This window comes from Paenibacillus sp. FSL E2-8871, from assembly GCF_038000345.1.
Lineage (GTDB): Bacteria > Bacillota > Bacilli > Paenibacillales > Paenibacillaceae > Paenibacillus_AQ.
Map to the genome: position 1 here is coordinate 5,017,734 of NZ_JBBOBV010000001.1, position 21,067 is coordinate 5,038,800.

20 protein-coding genes are annotated in these 21,067 nt (G+C 44.1%); 18 read left to right on the forward strand and 2 right to left on the reverse strand.

All coding sequences use genetic code 11. The annotated features are described in order from the left end of the window. The first annotated feature begins 40 nt into the window (after nucleotides 1–40). The 18 genes from yfcE to NYE25_RS22815 all read left to right on the forward strand — a co-directional run bounded on the left by yfcE (nucleotide 41) and on the right by NYE25_RS22815 (nucleotide 18,306). Nucleotides 41–589 (forward strand): phosphodiesterase, encoded by a 549-nt coding sequence (yfcE, locus tag NYE25_RS22730; RefSeq protein WP_341147771.1) that lies wholly within the window; start codon nucleotides 41–43, stop codon nucleotides 587–589. 145 nt (nucleotides 590–734) lie between these two features. Then, nucleotides 735–1,763 (forward strand): agmatine deiminase family protein, encoded by a 1,029-nt coding sequence (locus tag NYE25_RS22735; RefSeq protein ID WP_341126412.1) that lies wholly within the window; start codon nucleotides 735–737, stop codon nucleotides 1,761–1,763. A 53-nt stretch (nucleotides 1,764–1,816) separates the two neighbouring features. After that, nucleotides 1,817–2,692, forward strand: a complete 876-nt coding sequence (aguB, locus tag NYE25_RS22740; protein WP_341146889.1) for an N-carbamoylputrescine amidase — start codon at nucleotides 1,817–1,819, stop codon at nucleotides 2,690–2,692. Between the two features lie 327 nt (nucleotides 2,693–3,019). Further along, nucleotides 3,020–3,466 carry a tellurite resistance TerB family protein gene (locus tag NYE25_RS22745; RefSeq protein ID WP_234532780.1) on the forward strand — a complete coding sequence of 149 codons (447 nt, stop codon included), beginning with the start codon at nucleotides 3,020–3,022 and terminating at the stop codon, nucleotides 3,464–3,466. Nucleotides 3,467–3,592: 126 nt separating this feature from the next. Then, nucleotides 3,593–4,189: a TerD family protein gene (locus NYE25_RS22750; protein WP_076285126.1), complete on the forward strand. Its 597-nt coding sequence runs from the start codon at nucleotides 3,593–3,595 to the stop codon at nucleotides 4,187–4,189. Between the two features lie 29 nt (nucleotides 4,190–4,218). Beyond that, a complete protein-coding gene (locus NYE25_RS22755; protein WP_042184261.1) occupies nucleotides 4,219–4,794 on the forward strand; it encodes a TerD family protein in 576 nt (191 codons plus the stop codon). 51 nt (nucleotides 4,795–4,845) lie between these two features. Next, on the forward strand, nucleotides 4,846–5,427 hold the full coding sequence (locus tag NYE25_RS22760) for a TerD family protein (protein ID WP_076299900.1): 582 nt from the start codon (nucleotides 4,846–4,848) through the stop codon (nucleotides 5,425–5,427). Nucleotides 5,428–5,668: 241 nt separating this feature from the next. After that, nucleotides 5,669–6,970, forward strand: coding sequence for a TerD family protein (locus NYE25_RS22765; RefSeq protein ID WP_341146890.1), 1,302 nt, complete (start codon nucleotides 5,669–5,671; stop codon nucleotides 6,968–6,970). A gap of 26 nt (nucleotides 6,971–6,996) precedes the next feature. Next, a complete protein-coding gene (locus NYE25_RS22770; protein WP_042123539.1) occupies nucleotides 6,997–7,737 on the forward strand; it encodes a TerC family protein in 741 nt (246 codons plus the stop codon). Between the two features lie 171 nt (nucleotides 7,738–7,908). Beyond that, a complete protein-coding gene (locus tag NYE25_RS22775) occupies nucleotides 7,909–9,120 on the forward strand; it encodes an HpcH/HpaI aldolase/citrate lyase family protein (protein ID WP_231573371.1) in 1,212 nt (403 codons plus the stop codon). Then, nucleotides 9,065–10,507 carry a phosphoribosyltransferase family protein gene (locus NYE25_RS22780; protein WP_445667143.1) on the forward strand — a complete coding sequence of 481 codons (1,443 nt, stop codon included), beginning with the start codon at nucleotides 9,065–9,067 and terminating at the stop codon, nucleotides 10,505–10,507. The genes NYE25_RS22775 and NYE25_RS22780 overlap by 56 nt, the downstream gene beginning before the upstream one ends. Then, on the forward strand, nucleotides 10,491–11,642 hold the full coding sequence (locus NYE25_RS22785; RefSeq protein WP_341146891.1) for a cysteine protease StiP family protein: 1,152 nt from the start codon (nucleotides 10,491–10,493) through the stop codon (nucleotides 11,640–11,642). Before NYE25_RS22780 ends, NYE25_RS22785 begins: the two co-directional genes overlap by 17 nt. Beyond that, the gene (locus NYE25_RS22790) at nucleotides 11,639–12,472 is read left to right on the forward strand and encodes an HAD family hydrolase (RefSeq protein WP_341146892.1); all 834 of its coding nucleotides are present in this window, start codon (nucleotides 11,639–11,641) and stop codon (nucleotides 12,470–12,472) included. Before NYE25_RS22785 ends, NYE25_RS22790 begins: the two co-directional genes overlap by 4 nt. Continuing rightward, the gene (locus NYE25_RS22795) at nucleotides 12,469–13,524 is read left to right on the forward strand and encodes an ATP-grasp domain-containing protein (protein WP_341146893.1); all 1,056 of its coding nucleotides are present in this window, start codon (nucleotides 12,469–12,471) and stop codon (nucleotides 13,522–13,524) included. Before NYE25_RS22790 ends, NYE25_RS22795 begins: the two co-directional genes overlap by 4 nt. A 34-nt stretch (nucleotides 13,525–13,558) precedes the next feature. Further along, nucleotides 13,559–14,263 (forward strand): hypothetical protein, encoded by a 705-nt coding sequence (locus NYE25_RS22800; protein ID WP_341053355.1) that lies wholly within the window; start codon nucleotides 13,559–13,561, stop codon nucleotides 14,261–14,263. An 11-nt stretch (nucleotides 14,264–14,274) separates the two neighbouring features. Then, nucleotides 14,275–15,375 carry a toxic anion resistance protein gene (locus NYE25_RS22805; RefSeq protein ID WP_042184271.1) on the forward strand — a complete coding sequence of 367 codons (1,101 nt, stop codon included), beginning with the start codon at nucleotides 14,275–14,277 and terminating at the stop codon, nucleotides 15,373–15,375. A gap of 361 nt (nucleotides 15,376–15,736) precedes the next feature. Beyond that, entirely contained in the window at nucleotides 15,737–16,525 is a 789-nt protein-coding gene (locus tag NYE25_RS22810; protein WP_341146894.1) for a formate/nitrite transporter family protein, read from the forward strand. 179 nt (nucleotides 16,526–16,704) lie between these two features. After that, nucleotides 16,705–18,306: an ATP-binding protein gene (locus NYE25_RS22815; protein WP_341146895.1), complete on the forward strand. Its 1,602-nt coding sequence runs from the start codon at nucleotides 16,705–16,707 to the stop codon at nucleotides 18,304–18,306. 100 nt (nucleotides 18,307–18,406) lie between these two features. Here the strand turns inward: NYE25_RS22815 and NYE25_RS22820 are convergent, their stop codons facing one another. Both NYE25_RS22820 and NYE25_RS22825 read right to left on the reverse strand, forming a co-directional pair. After that, nucleotides 18,407–20,734 (reverse strand): septation ring formation regulator EzrA, encoded by a 2,328-nt coding sequence (locus NYE25_RS22820; protein WP_341146896.1) that lies wholly within the window; start codon nucleotides 20,732–20,734, stop codon nucleotides 18,407–18,409. A gap of 171 nt (nucleotides 20,735–20,905) precedes the next feature. Continuing rightward, entirely contained in the window at nucleotides 20,906–21,049 is a 144-nt protein-coding gene (locus NYE25_RS22825) for a hypothetical protein (RefSeq protein WP_167348483.1), read from the reverse strand. Nucleotides 21,050–21,067 lie beyond the last annotated feature (18 nt).

Sequence of the window (21,067 nt, forward strand, 5' to 3'; positions counted from 1 at the left end):
TAAGCACAAGATCTATTTAAGTCGAAAAGGAGAATACATGATGAAGCTAATGTTTATTTCCGATATTCACGGTTCTTTATTCTGGTTAGAACGGGCTTTGGAAAAGGTAGAGGAAGAACAGCCAGACAGTCTTGTAATCGTAGGAGACTTTTTATATCACGGTCCCAGAAATCCACTGCCGAAGGGTTATGACCCGCAGGGAGTTGCTAATAAACTGAATGAATATAACAAAAAGAAGCCTATAACGGCAGTACGTGGTAACTGCGATGCTGAGGTAGACCAGATGCTGCTGCAGTTTCCGATGATGGGCGATTATGTGATGCTCCTGCATGAAGGCAGACGAATCTATGTTACACACGGTCATGGCTTTAGTATTGAGAATTTACCGGCACTATCTGAGAAGGATATCTTTATTCAGGGTCATACCCATCTTCCGGTTGCGGATGTAAAAGAGGGCGTATACGTGCTGAATCCCGGTTCGATATCGCTGCCTAAAGAGAATAATCTGAATTCCTATGGTATCCTTGAGGGTGGAGAATTCATCGTTAAGGATTTTGAGGGCGATGTGGTAAAAAGGATTACACTATAAGCTCAGTCAGATCTCTTGTGACCCGAATTCCTTCCAACATTATTAGTGTTCTAGGGAATTGAGCACTAGAACATATTATTGTATGATGAGGTAGGAGTTTTAGGGCAGGGCTGGCTCCAAATATAATAGTAAAGGTAGTTAACACATGAATCCTAAAGATTTGAACTATACAATGCCACCGGAATGGGGCAAGCATGAACGTACTTTTATCTCCTGGCCGGTGCAGGAATCTATGTGTTTCCCGGACAACCACGAGTCGGTATGCCAAGGTTATGCTGACATTATTACAGCTATTGCCGAGTTTGAACCGATTACGGTTATCGTTAACCCGGAGGACGTGGAAAAGGTAGAACGTCTGGTCAGCGGACCGAATGTAACGCTACTACCTATAAAGCATAGCGATGCTTGGTTGCGTGATAACGGGCCTACCTTTGTTGTTAATAAAGACGGCGTTCTAGCAGGCGTGAACTGGAAGTTTAATGCCTGGGGCGGTAAATATTCACCTTGGGATCTGGATGATGAGGTAGCTCCACAGATTCTCGAACACACACAAGTGACACGCTTTGATGCGCCGCTTGTGATGGAAGGCGGCTCGATCCATACGGATGGAGAAGGCACCTTGATTACTACAGAAGAATGTCTGCTCAATACGAACCGCAACCCGGATTTGAAGCGCGAGAATATTGAAGAGTACGTGCGCAATTATACAGGTACAGAAACTATTATCTGGCTTAAGCGTGGTCTAAGTGGTGATGAAACCGATGGTCATGTGGATAATATCGCTTGCTTCGCTGCTCCAGGTAAAGTCATTATTCAGGTCTGTGAGGATCCGCAGGACGAGAATTTTGAGATTACACAGGAGAATCTTCGTATTTTGGAGAATGCCAAAGATGCCAAAGGGCGTAAGCTGGAGATCATCAAGATTCAGCAACCACCACGGGTGGATCATGACGGTAGCCGTCTGACGCTCAGTTATTTGAACTTCTATTTCGTAAATGGTGGAATTATTTTACCTGTGTTTGGCGGTACAGCGGTGGAAACAGATAAACTTGCCGAGGAAGTACTGGCTGGTTTGTTCCCGGAACGTAAGATTCGTACAGTTAACGGTATGGCGGTCATCACCGAGGGCGGGAACGTTCACTGCACTACGCAACAAATGCCTGCTCAGCAATAATTGAAGGAAACTAAACGTCCAAAGGGACATTTATATATAAGGAGGACAGATTCTTGAGAAATGTAAAAGTAGCTGCGACGCAAATGAGCTGTTCCAGCAATATTGATGAGAATATCAGCAAAGCCGAAACATTGGTCAGGGAAGCGGCGGCACAGGGAGCACAAATTATTTTGCTGCAGGAGCTGTTCGAGACTCCGTATTTCTGCCAGAAAGAGAAAGCTGATTATTACGCATATGCAACAGAGCTTGAGCATAACAAAGCGATTAATCATTTCACAGCAATAGCCAAGGAACTGCAAGTGGTGCTGCCAATCAGTTTTTATGAGAAAAAGAACTACGCACGTTACAATTCACTAGCTGTAATCGATGCCGATGGAACGATACTGGGCAAATACCGCAAGAGCCATATTCCAGATGGCCCAGGGTATGAAGAGAAATTCTACTTCAATCCGGGAGATACTGGCTTTAAAGTATGGAGCACTCGCTATGCGAAGATTGGTGTAGGGATTTGCTGGGATCAGTGGTACCCGGAAGCGGCTAGAGTGATGAGCCTGATGGGAGCAGAAATTCTGTTCTATCCAACCGCTATCGGATCAGAACCTCAGGATGGATCGATCGACTCTAAGGATCATTGGCAGACTTGTATGCTTGGGCATGCAGCGGCTAACCTTATTCCAGTCGTTGCCTCCAACCGTATCGGTGAAGAAATTGATGAAGATTCTAGTATTAATTTCTACGGCTCTTCGTTCATTGCGGGACCGCAAGGCAATAAAATTGTTGAAGCAGGCCGGGACGAGCAAGCTGTAATCGTGAGCGAATTTGATCTGGATGCTTTGGAAGTCGGACGGATCGAGTGGGGCGTCTTCCGTGATCGCCGGCCGGATCTGTACAAAATGATTGGTTCTTATGATGGGGACATCATTCTTTAAAAGAATTCACAGTTAAATGTGCTAAAGGCATTGCTAGAGAGGATAGAATCTCTGGCAATGCTTTTTTTGGTGTTTCAACGAGAAATACGGGGGTTCTTTGAACAGAGGAGCAATTGTTCGGAATTCCTGTGCAAGATCGGACACAATCTTTTCTATCAAAAGTACTGTAAAAGTCTGGAAAAGTAGAATATTGCTATTTTATCAGGTATATTAGAAGAGTAAACCGTGATTCAGGGATCTACTATGAAAATTCTGTCGGATACGTGGAGAGGAGGCTCTGGGATATCTTTTGTTATCATAATCTTGCGGTGATAGAAGGAGAATACGATGAGCACATTTAAAAGCTGGTTGAACACCACCAAAAACGGACTAACAGATCAAGTGAAGAAATTCAAAAATAAAGATTTCATGAATGCGGTAGTTGCGGGCTGCGCCTTGGTTGCTGCTGCCGACGGTAAAATAGAAGAAGCTGAAAAGAATAAAATGGCTGGTTACATGAATATGAGTAATGAGCTTAAGGTGTTTGACATGAGAGATGTCATTACCCAGTTCAACTTTTATGTAAGTAACTTTGAGTTCTCACCAGAAATCGGTAAGCAGGAAGCATTGAAAGCAATCGGTAAGTTTACCGGTAAACCAGATGTGGGACGTGTAATTGTGGGTGTGTGTTCAGCTATTGGATCAGCTGATGGTGATTTTGATGACAATGAAAAAGCAGTTGTGCGGCATATTTGCGGTGTCTTGGGATTAAACCCTGGTGAATTCAGTTTATAAATGATGTAATACCATATACATGAGTTCGGATGAAACGTATTTAGTTCTTTAGCGTATCACTCATATAACATCCAAAAGCTAGACTAATAGATGGTGATTCTTTTTAGGGAATGGAGGTACGTAAAGTTGGCTGGAATTAATCTGGTAAAAGGTCAGAAGATTGATCTCACAAAAGGTAATGCAGGCTTATCTAACGTAATTGTAGGTTTAGGTTGGGATCCGGCTGAGCCAGCTCGAGGATTCTTCGGTGTGAAGAAACAGGCCAACGTGGACTGTGACGCTTCAGCACTGATGCTGAACGAGAATGGTAAGCTAGTTAAGAAGGGTAACCTGGTGTGCTTCCATAACAAGCAAAGTCCTTGTAACTCTGTCATTCACTCCGGAGACAATCTCACGGGTGATGGTGACGGAGACGATGAGCAAATCATGGTTAACCTGAATGCCATTCCTTCCGATGTACACAAGGTTCTGGTAGTTGTGAATATTTATGATGCCACGAACCGTAAACAGGATTTCGGATTGATTAAATCAGCTTATATCCGTGTGATGAACGCTGTAGGCAACAATGAGCTAATTCGTTTCAACCTATCTGATAATTACAATGGCTATACGGCGCTTATTTGTGGGGAACTTTACCGTCAAGGTGGAGAGTGGAAGTTCGCCGCAATTGGTGAGGGTAGTCACGCGGCACATATCAATCAACTGGCAGAACGCTACGTATAATCCAAATAAAAGAAAAGAGGAATGTTATCATGGCAATTAATCTATCTAAAGGTCAAAAGATCGATTTAACAAAAACAAATCCAGGTCTATCCAAAATCACAGTAGGTCTTGGTTGGGACACTAATAAATATGACGGCGGTAAAGATTTCGACTTGGACGTTTCCGTATTCTTGACTAATGCGAACAGCAAAGTTGAAAAAGAAACCAACTTCATTTACTTCAATAATAAACAGAACGAGAACGCTTCTGTTGTTCATACAGGTGATAACCGTACGGGTGACGGCGATGGTGATGATGAGCAGATTCAAGTGGATCTTCTGAGTATCCCAGCGGATGTAGAGAAGGTAGCTTTTACTATTACAATTTATGAAGCTGAAACAAGAAGCCAAAACTTCGGTCAAGTTTCTCGTTCTTATGTACGTATCGTAAATGATTTGAACAATGAAGAACTAATCCGTTTTGATTTGGGTGAAGACTTCTCTATTGAAACTGGCGTTGTTGTCGGTGAATTGTATCGTCATGGTGCAGAGTGGAAGTTCAATGCAATCGGTAGCGGCTACAAAGACGGCTTGAGCGGTTTGACTCGCGATTACGGCTTGCAATAAATCTTGTAGTACACAGTGAACTGAATCCACTCATGAAAGAAGGTTATGTCAGTGACGATCAGTCTTTCCAAAGGACAGCGGATTGATCTTACCAAGACTAATCCAGGTCTGACAAAGGTAGTAGTTGGATTGGGCTGGGACACTAATAAGTATAGTGGAGGTCAAGATTTTGACCTCGATGCTTCAGCGTTTCTGCTTCATGAAGACGGCAAAGCTAAAGGTACAGATGATTTTGTATTCTATAACAACCCAAATGGTGGCGCAGGCTCTGTAGTCTACACGGGAGATAACCGTACAGGAGAAGGCGACGGAGATGACGAGCAAATTATCGTTGATTTTAGCAAAGTCCCTGCCCACATTCAGCGTATTGGTATCACCGTAACGATTTATGATTACGAAACTCGTGCACAGAATTTTGGACAAGTCTCCAATGCTTTCGTACGTGTTGTGGATGCTTCCACAGATCGTGAAGTACTCCGTTTCGACCTGGGTGAAGATTTCTCAACAGAGACGGCAGTTGTATTCTGCGAATTCTACCGCAATGGTGCGGATTGGAAATTCCAGGCAGTAGGTAGTGGTTTTGGCGGCGGCCTTAGCGCATTGTGTAAAAATTATGGGCTGGACGCGCAATAGCATCTTCCGGGCGGGGTCATCACCGATCCTGCCCTTTTTTTAATTCTTTATGGATTGCCTTACAAAGGAAATGGAATGGGTCTCAAAGTATAAACTCCACTTTGTGGGGTTATTTAAAAATATAAGAAAGTATAAGTTTCACACGATACATTATGTCTTATATTTCTCGCTTAAACGCTTGCCGTCTTATAAGGACGCCGAAGGCGTTTATGCTTGCTCCATTTATAAAGGTGGTGTAAGAATGGGTATTACAGTTGTCAAAGGACAAAAGGTTGATTTAACTAAAGGGAATCCTGGACTTGATTCTCTTATCGTAGAGATTGGCTGGCAATCGCCATCTTCACTTGAGATTGATACTTCTGCTTTTTTGCTTGGAGCGCAAGGTAAAGTAAGCAAAGATGAGGATTTGATATTTTATAATAATCCGTCTACACCTTATATCAGATATAAGGAAATGCCTACATCAAACAGCCTCAAGCAATTTGACGTGGAACTAAACAAAGTTCCTTCTGATGTGATGAAACTCGCGTTTACACTTACCATTTATGATGGCGAGAAGCGAGGTCAAAGTTTTAGGCAGGTAAATCAGGCCTATTTTCGGATTCTGAATCAAGTAACAGGTGCGGAGCTTCTCCGATGTGATCTTGAAAATCATTTCTCCGTGGAAACGGCTGTTGTGGTAGGAGAATTATATAGATATAACGGTGAATGGAAATTCAGCGCCATTGCCGCGGGTTTTGCTGGTGGTCTACAGGAACTGTGTAGGAACTTTGGGATAGAAGCGAACGATGAACCGGCACCGACACCAATACCAGTGCCTAAGCCTGCTGCTCCGCCGCAGCCAGAGCTTAAACGTCAATCAGCGCCGGCAGCGGAGCCTAAGATTCAGATTCCACCTCCTCCTGCAGCTGCGCCTTCACCTGTAACACCCCCTCCGGTCAATCTCAACCTGAAGAAGATCGAACTGAAGAAAAAAGGTGATTCAATCAACCTGAAGAAATCAGCTGGTGGTTTGGGCGAATTGCTAATTAACCTCAACTGGAATCAGAAGCAGGGTGGAGGGCTCTTTAATCGTAAAAATGGTGTGGATTTAGATCTTGCTTGTCTATATGAGTTGAAGAATGGCAGTAAGGGAGTAGTTCAGGCGCTGGGCAATGCTTTTGGCTCATTGAACCAACCTCCTTATGTCATGCTTGATGGAGATGACCGGACAGGCTCTGTAACAACAGGTGAGAATCTGCGGATTAATGGCAGCAAAATTGCTGATATTGAACGGATTCTAATTTTTTCTTTTATTTATAAAGGTGTTACCAATTGGTCAGAAGCTGACGGTGTTGTCACGATTACCCAGAGTGATGGCCCCGATATTATTGTCAATTTGGACGAGCATAACAACCGCAAAGGCATGTGTGCCATCGCGTTATTTCGGAATGTGAATAACGAGACATTCAGTGTTGAACGGCTGGTCCAATATTACAGTGGTCATCGGGAGATTGATGAGGCATATGGTTGGGGACTGCGCTGGGTTGCTGGCAGTAAATAGACGATTTTTTCGGAGGCGCAAGTGTAATGGATTGGTTCGCTGATTTTTTTAGGAATATTAGTGAGAACTACGGTCATTTTTTCTCATGGAGCGATGTGGTAGGTACGCTCTCAGACCCGGTTAGCTGGGGCATTATTGGTAGCTTAGTTCTGCTAGAGGGACTGCTCTCTGCAGATAATGCGCTTGTTCTCGCCGTCATGGTTAAGCATTTACCTAAAGAACAACAGAAGAAGGCGCTCTTTTACGGTATTATAGGAGCTTATGTATTCAGGTTTTTGGCTATCGGTCTAGGGACATTTCTTATTAAATTCATGTTGGTTAAGGTTCTTGGTGCAGCCTATCTCTTTTATATCGCTTATGGCGGGTTATTTAAGGGCGGTGGCGATGAGAAGATCGAGAATAAGGGGTTCTCTTTTTGGAAGACGGTTCTCCTTGTTGAATTAATGGATATTGCTTTTAGTATTGATAGTGTTATTGCTGCATTTGGTGTTAGTAACCAGGTTTGGGTGCTCTTTATGGGCGGAATCATAGGCGTTCTGATGATGCGGGGAGTAGCGCAATTATTCTTGAAGCTTATTGATAAAATTCCGGAACTCGAGCGTGCCGCTTTTGCGCTTATTGCCATTATTGCTGGTAAAATGCTCGCGGGCGCTTTTGGGTACGAAATGCCACATGTATTATTCTTTTCAATCATTATTCTTGTATTCGGTGGTACGATCCTTTACAGCGTACTGCGTAAGAAAAAAGAAGCCCATAGAAATGCTTGATTTCAAAGCTAGTTGAACACTGCTGCTTTCAGGTAATCGTATATGTTTATAGCGTAGGCCTTCACTTATATATGAGAGAACCGGATAGGGTATAGCTGGTTCTGCCACTCTCTATAGGAGAGGCCTGCGCTTGTTTTGCTTGGCTTCGCAAAACTATAAGGGGGAACCATCTTGAGATACTTCGATTACCTGACGAAAGAACAAGAAATAGCCTTATTTTATAATCCGCCGATTTCATTTAACCATAATACTACGAGTAAAGATTTGCTGGCTCATGCTGTTGGAGCTGCTCTTTATATGCCAGCAACTCGTGCTAGTGTTCCCGAAGACATTTTGAAGCTTAAAAGTGCAGGACTTGTAACCGTTATTATTGATCTGGAGGATGCGATCGGAGATAACGAGGTTGACCATGCAGAGGAGTCTCTCATTCAGCATCTTATTTTTCTCGCCGCATATGAGGAGAACGAGCCAAGCGGGAGTGATAGTCTTCCGCTCCTCTTCATCCGAGTTCGTAACCCGGAGCAGCTACGGCAGCTGATTTTTCGGTTAGGGTCTTTGGTTACGATGTTAACAGGGTTTGTTTTCCCTAAGTTTTCGGTCGACAACGGAATCCAATATTTCGAGGCGATAGCCGATTACAATAGAACGCGCAGTTACTCAGACCCAGTGCTTTATGGCATGCCAATTCTGGAAAGTGCGCCTATTATTTACCGGGAGAGCCGGGTAGATAGTCTTTTATCTATTCGTAATTTGCTAGGCAATTACCGCGAATATGTGTTGAACGTTAGAATTGGAGCAACAGACTTCTCAAGTTTATTCGGACTGCGCCGTAGTCCTGATATTAGTATTTATGATCTTACCCCTATTCGAGACTGCATATCGGATATTATTAATATTTTTGGCAGAGTGGAAGAAGGGTATGTAATTTCCGGACCAGTCTGGGAATATTTTGCGAATAAAGGGCATCGGGTGCTCAGACCACAGCTACGGCAGACTCCGTTTGAGGACACCTATGGTAAAAACGGCCGCGACATGCGAAATAGTTACATTTCTAGCAGCATGGATGGGCTTATTCGTGAAGTGATTTTAGATAAAGAAAATGGGATCTTGGGCAAGACGATTATACATCCCTCACACCTCAGACCTGTTCAGGCCATGTACACGGTAATGCACGAGGAATATGTTGACGCCTGCAGTATCGTAGAGAGTAACGATGGTAGCCTAGGAGTCTTCAAGAGTCAATATTCTAATAAGATGAACGAGATTAAGCCGCATTTGAACTGGGCAAAACGGATTTTACTACGATCACAAATATACGGGGTGTTACATGAACAACAGCATTTTGTCGGATTATTACCCGAAAACGAATTTACACACGTATAACATAGTCGAGAACCTGCAGGTTACGGTTACCGAAACATCTAATCCCTTTCATTTGCCTGTGGATACTCTATTCTCCATGGCAGCTCGGATTAATAAGAAACGTTCCTTTTTGTTCGTCAGCAAGGTACTTGGTAAACATATCCCTGTTAATCCGTACACCTCTCTGCTAAGTGGTGCTGCATTAGCGCTGCTGTTATATCAGGAGATGAACGGTAATTCTGCGGATAATGATAGGATGGAAGATTTATTAGATAAAGCTGTACACGGTCTGATGCACCCTGAGTCTGCCAAGGAAGCCTATGAGCATTTATTAGCTGCACGATTAGTTCTTCCTAGGCCTGTTGTCTTTATTGGTTTTGCTGAGACTGCAACTGCGCTGGGTCACAGTGTGTACAACATGTTTGCCGATGCAGCATCATATATTCATACTACCCGTGAGCATATCATCGATTTGGAGTCCATTGTTAGCTTTGAAGAAGAGCATTCACATGCGGTTGACCATCTATGTTACGCCTTGAATACTAAGCTATTATCAGGGACTGAGCCGATTATTTTGGTGGATGATGAGATTACAACAGGGAATACAGCAATTAATACGATCCGTGATATTCAGTCCAAATTCCCTCGGGAGGAATACGTAGTCGTTTCTATTTTGGATTGGAGGAGCGGTAATAATCTTCATACCTATAGCGAATTAGAACAGGAGCTGGGGATTCGGATTAAGTCCTTGTGTTTGCTTCAAGGAAGTATTGAAGTAAAAGGCACGCCTTTGCTAAATGCTAGGAATGACAAAGATTTGTTATCGTCTTCAGTGGAATCCGAAGTGGTGACCACTTATGTGGTGGACGGTTTAGAACGTCTGCAGGCAACATCCGTAGATTCATATGGTGACACCAACTCGTCTCCTTATTTGAAGTACAGCGGACGTTTCGGACTGGAGTCGCTGAATAATGATGATCTTGATGTAGGAGTAACCCGGATAGCCGCTCAGCTAAGAGAACTACGAGGGGGAGATTCTAAGACTCTAGTGATGGGTGTAGGGGAATTTATGTACCTTCCTATGCGGATAGCGGCTGAGATGGGGGAAGGCATTTCATATCAGTCCTCTACTCGCAGTCCAATCCACCCTGAACGTCGGCCAGATTACGGAGTGCATAGTGCTGCCGCATATCCTTCAGCTAGCGATCCGGAAATTACAAACTTTATTTATAATGTGGATTCTGATCAGTATGATGATATATTCGTGCTGATTGAGCGTGATGTACCGCATGAACGAATGAAACCCATGCTTGATATACTGAAGACACTTGCCCGCCATAAAGTGCATCTTATTGTACTGACTCCTGAAGGAAGAAGTGGAGGCCTCCAGTATGAAGGGAACAAGTAATCATAAAGTCATGGACAAAAAAATAGCAGAACCGGTTCCGCTAGGTAGCTATCCACCGTCAGATGTTACGTTTCTGCTCAAGGATCTTAGTGACGTTTCGCTGGAGCTTGCGACAGAGGAAAGGGAGGAAGCTATCCAATCGGGTGTCCATTATTCTGAGATGTTGCCCGTTGAATATCAGCCTACCGAGCAGTATATCGACTTGTTTCATGAGACGCTGCAGCAATCAGCTAAGAAGGTTGCTTTAGCTGTTGCCATTGTTTCTGAGATGATTGTCTCAAGAAGAGGACTAAGTACGGTGCTTGTCTCTTTAGCTAGAGCAGGAACACCCATTGGTATACTGATTAAGCGTTATATAGCTGAGAGATACAAGGTAGACTTGCCGCATTATAGTATTTCTATTATTCGAGGAAAAGGTATAGATGAGAATGCGATACTCTACATTCTGCAGAAGCATGGACTTGATGCTGATTTGCAGTTTGTGGATGGGTGGACAGGAAAAGGGGCTATCCGTGGGGTGCTGATTGATTCTTGCAACACCCTCTATGAGAAGTATGGTATTCGCTTAAATGATGATCTTGCCGTATTGGCTGACCCGGGAAACTGCGCAGGCATGTTTGGGACTAGAGAAGACTATCTCATTCCTAGCGCCTGCTTAAACTCTACCGTTTCAGGGCTGATGAGCCGAACGGTGTTACACGCTGATCTCATTGGTCCTGAGGAATTTCATGGTTCAAAGTTTTATAAGGAGTGGCTGGATGCGGACGAGTCCAATGTATTTATTGATACGATTTGCCCGTATTTTTCATCCGTAGTAGCAGAAGCGAAGAATATTGCTGGACAGATGCTGGAGCATCCGCCAGAAATCACTTGGCAGGGTCTTCGTGATATTCAGAGTATTCAGGAGACTTTCGGTATAGATAACATTAATCTGATAAAGCCGGGAGTCGGCGAAACAACCCGCGTATTACTGCGTAGAGTACCTTGGAAAATTCTTGTCGATACTATGGATAATCCGAATCTACAGCATATTCTTCTCTTAGCGAAGGACCGGGGCGTTCCTGTTGAGATCTTTCCTGGGATGACGTACTCCTGCTGCGGAATAATTAAACCGCTGAAGGGGGAGACAGAATGATATATGCTAGTGATCTAGATCGTACCTTGATCTATTCTTTAGGTGCAATAGGTGTGCCAGAGAATACTCCAGGTCTAATTCCGGCGGAAATTATAGAGGGAAAGACGAGATCCTACATTTCGCAGCAAGCATTAAATCAGCTGATGGATCTGAACACACGGATTATTTTCATCCCGGTTACTACGCGTACGATACAACAATATAAGCGTATTAATCTGTTTCAAGAAACGGTCATACCTGACTATGCGGTTACAAGCAATGGGGGGAATATCCTAATCGGTGGAGTTGTCGATAAGGAATGGAGAGAATCAATCGGTAGATTGGTAGCTCGTCACTCTGCTGGGGCTGAAGAGGTTAGATCATATATCAAGGCGGTTGTACGTGAGGATTGGATCATTAGTGAGAATTATTGTGATGATCTATTCTATTCCTTCATGGTTTATCGGGATCAGTTGCCTTTAGATGAAATCACTAATCTATCAGATCGGCTCTATAATCTCGGCTGGAGAGTTTCTTTACAAGGCCGCAAGCTGTACGCTGTGCCGGCTGCCGTGAACAAAAGCGATGCTATACTCCATTTGCGGCGCACCGTTCGCTCTGAACCTATGGTGGCCTCCGGGGACTCACTGCTAGATAAGAGTCTGCTTGAGAGTTCCGACTATGCTATTGCCCCTTGCCATGGTGAAATATTTGCAGAGCAACAGAGTGGTCTTGTAAAATCAAGATATCCATTCACGAAAGAATCAGGTGTATTTGCTGGAGATGAGATTTTGCAGTATGTAAATATGATCTATAATAATCTAACTGCATTGGGAGTGGGGCCACTATGAAAAAGGTAAATATTTATTTCAATCGTTGGTTTTCCGTGGCTTACCATTATATGAATCTCCTCCGCAATAACGAGGATGGTATACCGGTTCAAATCTTTGCGACACACCCGGATATCCGCCATATGTCGCTACAAGGTGCTGACTTTGCTGAAACCGAGCCGGCGCTGAAGGGAATAGAATATGTTCAGTTTTGCGTTGATTTCTGTCGGCGTAATGAGATCGATGTTTTTATTCCACGGTTGCATATGCTTGATATTGCTCTCCATGCGGCAATGTTTGATGCGATTGGTACAAAGGTTCTGGTCTGTAGAGATCTTGATTTGCTGGAGTCCATTATGGACAAAGGTAAATTTTACGAGAATGTTAGTGAGCAGGGCATTATGAGTATCCCAGATTATCATGTAGTTAGTACAGCGGAGCAGTTTAAAGAGGCTTACGAGGACCTTGTTGCCAAGGGACATCGTGTTTGCTTTAAGCCTACTGAAACAGAAGGCGGGTTAGGCTTCCGTATTATCGACAATACCCGCGATCCTCTTCAAGAGCTTTTTGGGTATGTAACTCCATTGATTACGTTTGATGATGCCTACCGTATTCTTGCAAGCAAAGAGACCTTCCCTGATTTGATGGTGATGGAATTACTGGAGGGTTACGAGTATAGTATAGATTGTCTGGCAGATGAGAACGGTAAGCTGTTAGTAGCTGTGCCACGTCGAAAAGTGGGCGGTCGTCTGCGATTGATGGAGCATATTCCTGAACTGGAGGAGATTGCAGCTAGAGTTGCAGAAGTTTACATGATCCCCTTCAATTTCAATATTCAAATGAAATACAATGGAGATACTCCAAAGCTGTTGGAAATTAACCCACGAATGTCCGGTGGACTGCATATGTCATGTCTGTCAGGGATTAACTTTCCTTATTTAGCCGTTAAAAGCGCACTCGGTGGCGAGGTTCAGCCTATGAATTTTGAAGGTGATGTATTGGCTAGCCATCTGGAGCAACCGATGATTATGAAAATAAACGGCCAATCTGTCATTCCGGATGCCGTGAATTGAGCGTTCATAAAGTCGCTCACAAGAGGTGAGAACAATTCAGTTTAAATCGAAAGTATTGCTTTACGCCGGTATCGGCTACGTTGTTGCTGTATTAACGAGTTCTTTTCTTCCCGAATTCATCTCTCTGCTGTTGCCTTTAGCGGGTGCGGGGATAGGTGCTCTGGTAACGAGAAGTCCAAAAACCAATCTCCCAGCGGAGGTGTTGCCAGCAGGCCCGGTGACGACAACTATTGCTCCGATACCCGCTGCGAGTGCTCCTCAATTAAGCAACACGACAAATGATACTACATCAGGTAATCACAGCTATGACGGTAGAACAGAGAGCGCGGTGAAGATTGGACCGGAGTTCGCTCCAGTTGTGGAGTATCTTAGCATTCTGGAAGATATGATTATCTCAGAAGGGCAGAAGGATACGCTGGACAATGAAATTGTCGAGAAATCATTGGCGCTCTTCGCGAGGCTTCAACGTGTAATTCCACTGCTGCAGGAGCTGAATAACGGCGAGATTAATCATACGGTCCGCAGATTGATTCTGAAGGATTTGAATGGTGTAATCAACCCGTTCTTACGCCTAGGCGGTGAAGCAAAGACGAAGAATCGGAGAATGCTGCTGAACGGTCTAAGAGATGTCGATTCCAAAATATCGGATATTGCGTCCACGATCGAACATAAAGACCTGATGGAACTTCAGACGAAGGCGGAACTGATTCATCAGCGGTACAGCAGTTCCGAACTATAGGAGGGAATCCCATGTCCACGCAGTTGATCCAATTAAAAAAAGAAGATGAACAAAAGGTAGTCGAGGAAGCGGCACAATTAATTGAGAAGGTATCCCAAACGGATACTGTTACACTGGATTCCTTGATGGATGATATCGGTAAGCTTGGGGTTAAGACGCAGGAAAAAGCAGGACAAACCTTGAAGCTGCTGGATCGCCCGGTGAATGACCTGATGTCTGGTAAACGCGTTGAAGTGCCTAACATGATTATGAAGCTGCGGAATGAGTGTGAGAATCTGCAGCAAAGTAAGAATGTGAGCTTCTTTGGCAAGATGCTACGCAAGAGTCCGATGAAGAACTATGTGTACAAATATCAGTCGGTCCGCACGAACATTGATGCCATTGTTACAGGGCTTCGCGATGGTAGAGATACCCTCGAAGAGAGCATTGTGAATATGCGTCAGCTGAAACGTACTTCCATGGAAGAGATCTATAACCTACAGACCAAAATTGCTTTCGGCACTAAGTTGAAAGAGTTGTTCGAGGTAGAGATCGCGAAGCCTGAGAATGAGTACCGTAAAGCTTATCTGGAGCGCGGTTTGCGTAAAGTGATGGTTCGAATTCAGTCGATGACAGAAATGATTCTGCTGTATAATCAAGCGATTGCTGCTACAGATATTATTAATGACAATAATGACAAGCTGATTGATTCCGTGAATAACGCTATTGATAAGACCTCTAATCTGATCACGGTGTCGGCAATGATTGCGATGTCTTTAGCGGATCAGGAGAACGTCATCAATGCTGTAGAAGCGACGAATAAGACCATTGAAGATCAATTTAAAGAAAATGCACGTCTGCTGCGTACCACTACAGAGAAAACAACCGAGTTGCTGTCTAAGCCTTCTATGTCTATGGAAGCTGTGAATCAAGCGATCGGTGATCTGCTTAGCGCATTAGACACTTCAGAACAGTCCAACCGTCGCATTATTGAGAGCTGCCAGGATTATACGTCTAAAATGACGGCAATCAATACTCAACTAGGCAATCGTTTAGGACTAAATGAGGCGGACAAGCCTCAGGCACTGAAGCAAGGAGAGGCTGAGAGTCAACTGAGCAGTTTCTTGAACTAAATTGTTTCTGACAATAATAAAAATACAGAGAATAGATTGAGAAGCCTGTTGAATTCATTCAACAGGCTTTTTTAAACGCCAATACTCAATCATAAAGCCCTATCTTCACACATAAGTTGTCACAAGACTACATGTGGAGGAAGTGAGGATAGGCATATGATCTTAGGGTGCTTGATACTCGTGCTTATCATCGTAGCCAGTAGTGAAAGAGCAGAAGCGATTGCAAAAATGAATGAGGACACTTAGGATTTTTACCATGATTTGGTTCAAGTAATTTCCAGCTGGTTATTGGGTATAATAACGCAAGATTGCACGATTAGCCCATAACTAGCTGGAAAACCCAAATTCCTAAGGAGGTCACATGGAGAACGAGGCGCTGCTACAGGTTGAACAATTAGCACTTAAGAAACAAAAGATCTATCGGCAAAGTATATTGCGCTATATTGCCAGAGCCATGCTGGCCAGTATGTTTATCGGGTTCGGCGTAATTGTAGCATTCAAGACAGGCAACTACTTCTATATGGAGCATTCACCATTTGCGTATCCAATGGCTGCGATTACTTTTGGAGCAGCAATCATCCTAATCTCATACGGGGGAGGGGACTTATTTACCGGAGATACTTTCTACTACACGTACACGGCTTTGAGACGCAAAATGAAATGGTCCGAGGTTGTACGCATGTGGATCATGAGTTATATAGGTAACATTCTTGGTGCTGCTGCATTTGCACTGTTGATTTTTTTAACAGGCCTGTTTTACAGTTCTGATGTAAATAGTTTTTTACTATATGTGGTTGAGCATAAAATGGAGGCTCCGGCAGGTCAGCTTTTTTTTCGTGCTATCCTCTGTAACTGGCTCGTTTGTATGGCTTTTTTCATCCCGATGAATATAAAGGGCGATGGGGCCAAAATGTTCGCAATGGTTTTATTCGTATTCTGTTTTTTCATCTCCGGTTATGAGCATAGTATTGCCAATATGTGCACCTTTGCAATTGCATTAGTCCTTGACCATCCCGGAACGGTTTCGTGGGGCGGTGTGGTACATAATCTTGTGCCCGTTACAATCGGAAATCTAATTGGCGGTGGAGTTCTGATGGGGGTTATGTATTATTATGTGAACAAACCTTTTCTGGATGATCCGAAACATTAAGAAGAAATAATGTGAATCCGCAACTTCGCTCTTTAAAAGGGCGGAGTTTTTTGTGCTGCAAGAAATTTATTTGCATTGGGATATTTTGATTTTTTAGGGTTCAAAAGGATTAGGGGGAAAGAAGTAGAATACATATTAGTATTACAAAATTGAAGATTCATACAGAATGGGGTAAGGCTTTGGAAAAGACAACAGGGGTACTGACGGATGAGACTATCATTAAGGCTTCCAATCAGCATTGCATGGATCAAGGAATAGACCCTGAGCAGCCTCCTATTTTTCCAAAATGTTATGCTGCAGATGAACTGGGGTCACAACTCCGTGTATATAGTGAAGTGATTGAGGTTATTGATTTTTTTGTGACTAAGTTTCTTTCTTCAGTAAAAGGTAATCCGATCCTTGTTACGATATCGGATGATGCAGGTTATCTATTGGCGTTCAAAGGGGATCCGACAATTATTGATCTCGTTGGGCAGGTTGGCATCAAAGAAGGTGTGCAACTAAATAAAGAAGTGGGTACAAATTCAATTGCGTTGTGTCTCGAACACCAGCGGCCTTTTCAGTTGAAGGGACAAGACCATTATCATCAAATTCTTCATCGTTTAGTATGCTGTACGGCTCCTTTTTATAAAGAGGATGGACGAGGAATATTGGGGACGATATCATTTATGGCGGATATAGATGTGGCGCATCCCCACTTATTGCCTTTACTCTGTACCATGGCTGACTCCATCGAACGCGAGATTTTGCTGCGTAGAGGGAATGCTGAGCTTCAGCTTTTAAATCGAATCCTATTGGATACCAATTATTTGGGTGTTATTATAACGGATGAACTCGGAACGATCGTCAATATAAATGAGAACTGCTTAAACATGCTTCATTTGGATGGTGAACATCAAGAATCTGTTATCGGTGCCAGTGTCTTCGAAATTCGAAATGTGGGCTCTTATTTTCAGCATGTCATTCTTCATCAAGAGGCATGTGCTGGGCTGGAAGTGATTCAGGAGAGCAACGGTTTGTTTGAACATTATATGCTGGATGTGCTTCCGGTTTATGATTCGAATGCATGTTTAGCTCGTGTGATTGGGAGTCTTCGTAATATCACAGAGATGAAAAAAACGGAAGAAGTGCTGCGCAATACAGAGAAGCTAGTGGTTGCTGGACAACTAGCCATGAGTATCGCACATGAGATTCGCAATCCGCTAACTACAGTCAAAGGAATGCTTCAACTGGCCAATAAAGATTCGCAACTGCTACATTATGATCTTATTATGTCAGAAGTAGAAAGAATGAACCTCATTGTGAGTGAGTTCCTCATACTAGGTAAACCGCAGGCCGCGCATTATAGGGTAGAACAATGTAGCACGATTCTGCAGGAAGTGCTCAGCATCTTTGCGATTCAAGTGGAGATGAATAATATATCATTGAACACGCAATTCCATTTTGATGCGAATATCTTGTGTGATCGCAATCATATCAAGCAGGTCTTCCTAAACATCCTAAGAAACTCAATGGAAGCCTTGCCCTTTGGCGGAAGCATTACAGTTGCCCTAGATGTGGAGAATGGATTCCAGAAGATTACCTTCACAGACAACGGAGAGGGTATGAACCGGGAAGTACTCGATAAATTAGGCCAGCCTTTTCACACGACCAGAGGTGATGGTAATGGACTGGGAATCATGATTGTTAAAAAGATAGTATCTGCACATAGAGGGCGAGTGGCCATAGCGAGTGAAGTGGGCGTAGGTACGGCCGTTACGATTTATCTGCCAATAAAATAAAGGGCTTGTCATGACTATTTCTTCGTCATGCAAGCAGTAATTCATAATAAAAGACTCTTCCGCCCAAGCAGGCTGGAAGAGTCTTTTGTTTGGAGATAGTCTACCACTTGGATCCGCCTGATGAATTTCGGCCGGACTTCCCTCCGCCGCCCCAAGAAGATCCGCCGGAGGATTTGCCACCGCTGCCGCCTCCACCCCAGGAGGAGCCACCGGAGGAGCGTCCTCCACCGAATCCACCTGATGAAGGAGGGCCAGAGGACATTCGTTTGCGAGCCTGCGCGCGACGTTGCTGTTCTCTCATCATAGCTAATTGAGCTAGTCGTTCTTCTTCTTCCTTCTGACGAACGAGTCGGTTCGCTTCATTCACAAAGGAAGTGATCTGTGAATCATAAGAACGGCCAAGGGACTCCAGTTCCTCAAGATTATAAGGCCGGGATGCCAGGCGATGATCCAGTGCACTGTATTCCGGCAGTAAGGATAGCTCGAAGTGAATTCTAGAAGATAATCCTCTGCTATGCAGCATTCGCTGGGTCGTTTCCACCCGGCTTTGCCCTTCGGAAAAGAGGCGAGTGACCTTATCCAGTCTTTCATGAAGTGCATTTAGACTTTCTGAGACACCATCGAACTGTCTTGCAGCTTCATCTAGGAGGGACAGCAACTGTTCTAGCGCATTGTGGGCCTTATCATATTCGCCGCGCTCATCACTGGTCCAATTCTCAATCTGCGCCACTTCACTAGCACCTTCCCGAAGGCGTGTGCTCCACTCTGTAAGGATGTTCTCCACAGTTGACACATGTTGTTCTTCAAAATACATACGTGCTTCGGTAATCCGGCTTTGCAGTCCGTCTCGCCGCTGTTTTAATTGGCTCCATTCGGTGCGGAATGTCTCTAAATCTCTGCGGTTGTTCTGCCGAAGGAGTGCTTGTTGTTCTGTCATAGCAACAGCCTCATCCAGGAGAAGGTCAAGAGTGGCGCCAATCTTGCGCACCTCATCCATATCTCCAACACGCAGCGGCGCTTCAAGCGTCAGCGATTCTGCGCGGGCCTGCTCCAGACGGTCAAATGGTTTTACCTTCATGTTGTGGAGTGAATTCTGCTCGATGATGTTTGTGATTTTGGTACGGGCTGCAGCTAATACCGTAGGGAACTGGTTTAGCTTATCATCGTAGAGATCGACATCCTTCAGGTCTTGTTCAATCTTTTCTTGGCGATCTTGTGCATCCTCGGTAATTTCTTGTGCGGCGATAGGGTCAAAAAGCTCCAATTGATCTGCCTTAGAGGTCTCCTCGGCAAGCTCCTTGAGCTCTTCTACAATTTCTTGAAGTGCATAGCCGGTTTCTTTAACCGCACCTTGTAGCTGCTCTTCAAGCTCTGGTGCATCCTCTTTCAGCTCTGTAATTCGCTGTTTAACATTGCGATCAGCTTCACTGATGACAGCAATGTTCTTCTCTTCCTCCTCAAGCGCTGCGCGGAAGGAGTCCTCTGTCTGCTGTAATTGTTCCACGGCTGCCTTAAGGGCAGTCAAACGATAAAAGGGTGGCTGTACACCTTGCCCATCATTTTGCAGTGAAGAGATTTCAACGAGCTTTGCAGAGAGTCGTTTTGAAATGCCTTCTACCAGTACCTCGGTTTTTCCCTGAACGATCCCTTGAAATGGCTTTAATGACTCCAATGCTCGATTCGTCCGTACTAGCAAATCGGATAACTGCTCTTGTTGTACGTTTAGCTGTTTGCGTCGACGTAGACCTGTGATCACTAAAAATAGCACAAGTAGTATTAGTACGATTCCGATTAGAATGGCGGCAATCGTAAACATGGAGCTACTGGAGCGGCTTCCTGTACTGACCGAGTTCCCTGGTTTACCGGAGGTTCCGTTCCCTAAACCGCTATTCGTACTGCCAACTGCGCTACCGCTTCCTGCACTTCCTCCAGCATTTCCGGTACTCTCCCCGATGGAATGAACCGCTTTAATTAAAGCCTTTGTCCCTCCAGCGAAGTCTCCTTCTCTGGCATAAGGGATGAAATAAGTATCAAGCAGCGCTGTAATGGCAGCACTTCCTGATTTCCCTCCCTGATTTTGGGACCAGGCATTTAACGAGGTTTGAAAGCCAGGATTGTTAAAATTAAGTTCAATGGACTGATCGCCAGCAGAGATCAGCAAGAGAATATCGCGAGTGGACAGTCCCCATGAGGCGTAAGTATCCTCGGCGTATCTATTGGCCGGAGTGCCGTTTAAGGAATCTACGGTGAGTACATGCATAGTAACGAGATCTCCAGTGGCAGCAGCAGAAATGGACGTCGCTTCTGCGGAACTAAACATTCCAGCTTTATCGGTTACTAATCCCTGTTGAGCAGGGATTTCGGCGGCGTATGCAACGGGTATCCATAACACGCTGATCAATAAGAATAAAGCTAAATACTTTTTCAAGCTGACACGCTCCAATCTGAAGGACTTTGTATTCAATATATTATGCTGATAATTATACTATATCATTAACCTTCACGTGACGCGGGGATACTCCTATTCTTACATGGCTGCCAATCATACAAGCAAAAGAAGCCGCATTCCCTAAAGGAATGCGGCGAATATTCAGAAAGATTATCTTGTCGGCAGACAAAGAATGTATTGCAATCTGGATTTAATTTCTTTTTGCCATTTTAAATCTCCAACTTTAACGGCAAGATTGAGCAGATCCAGATAATCGTCAACCTGTAGTGTTGTTCGGGTAGAGGTAACGTTCATGGGTGATCAGTCTCCTTT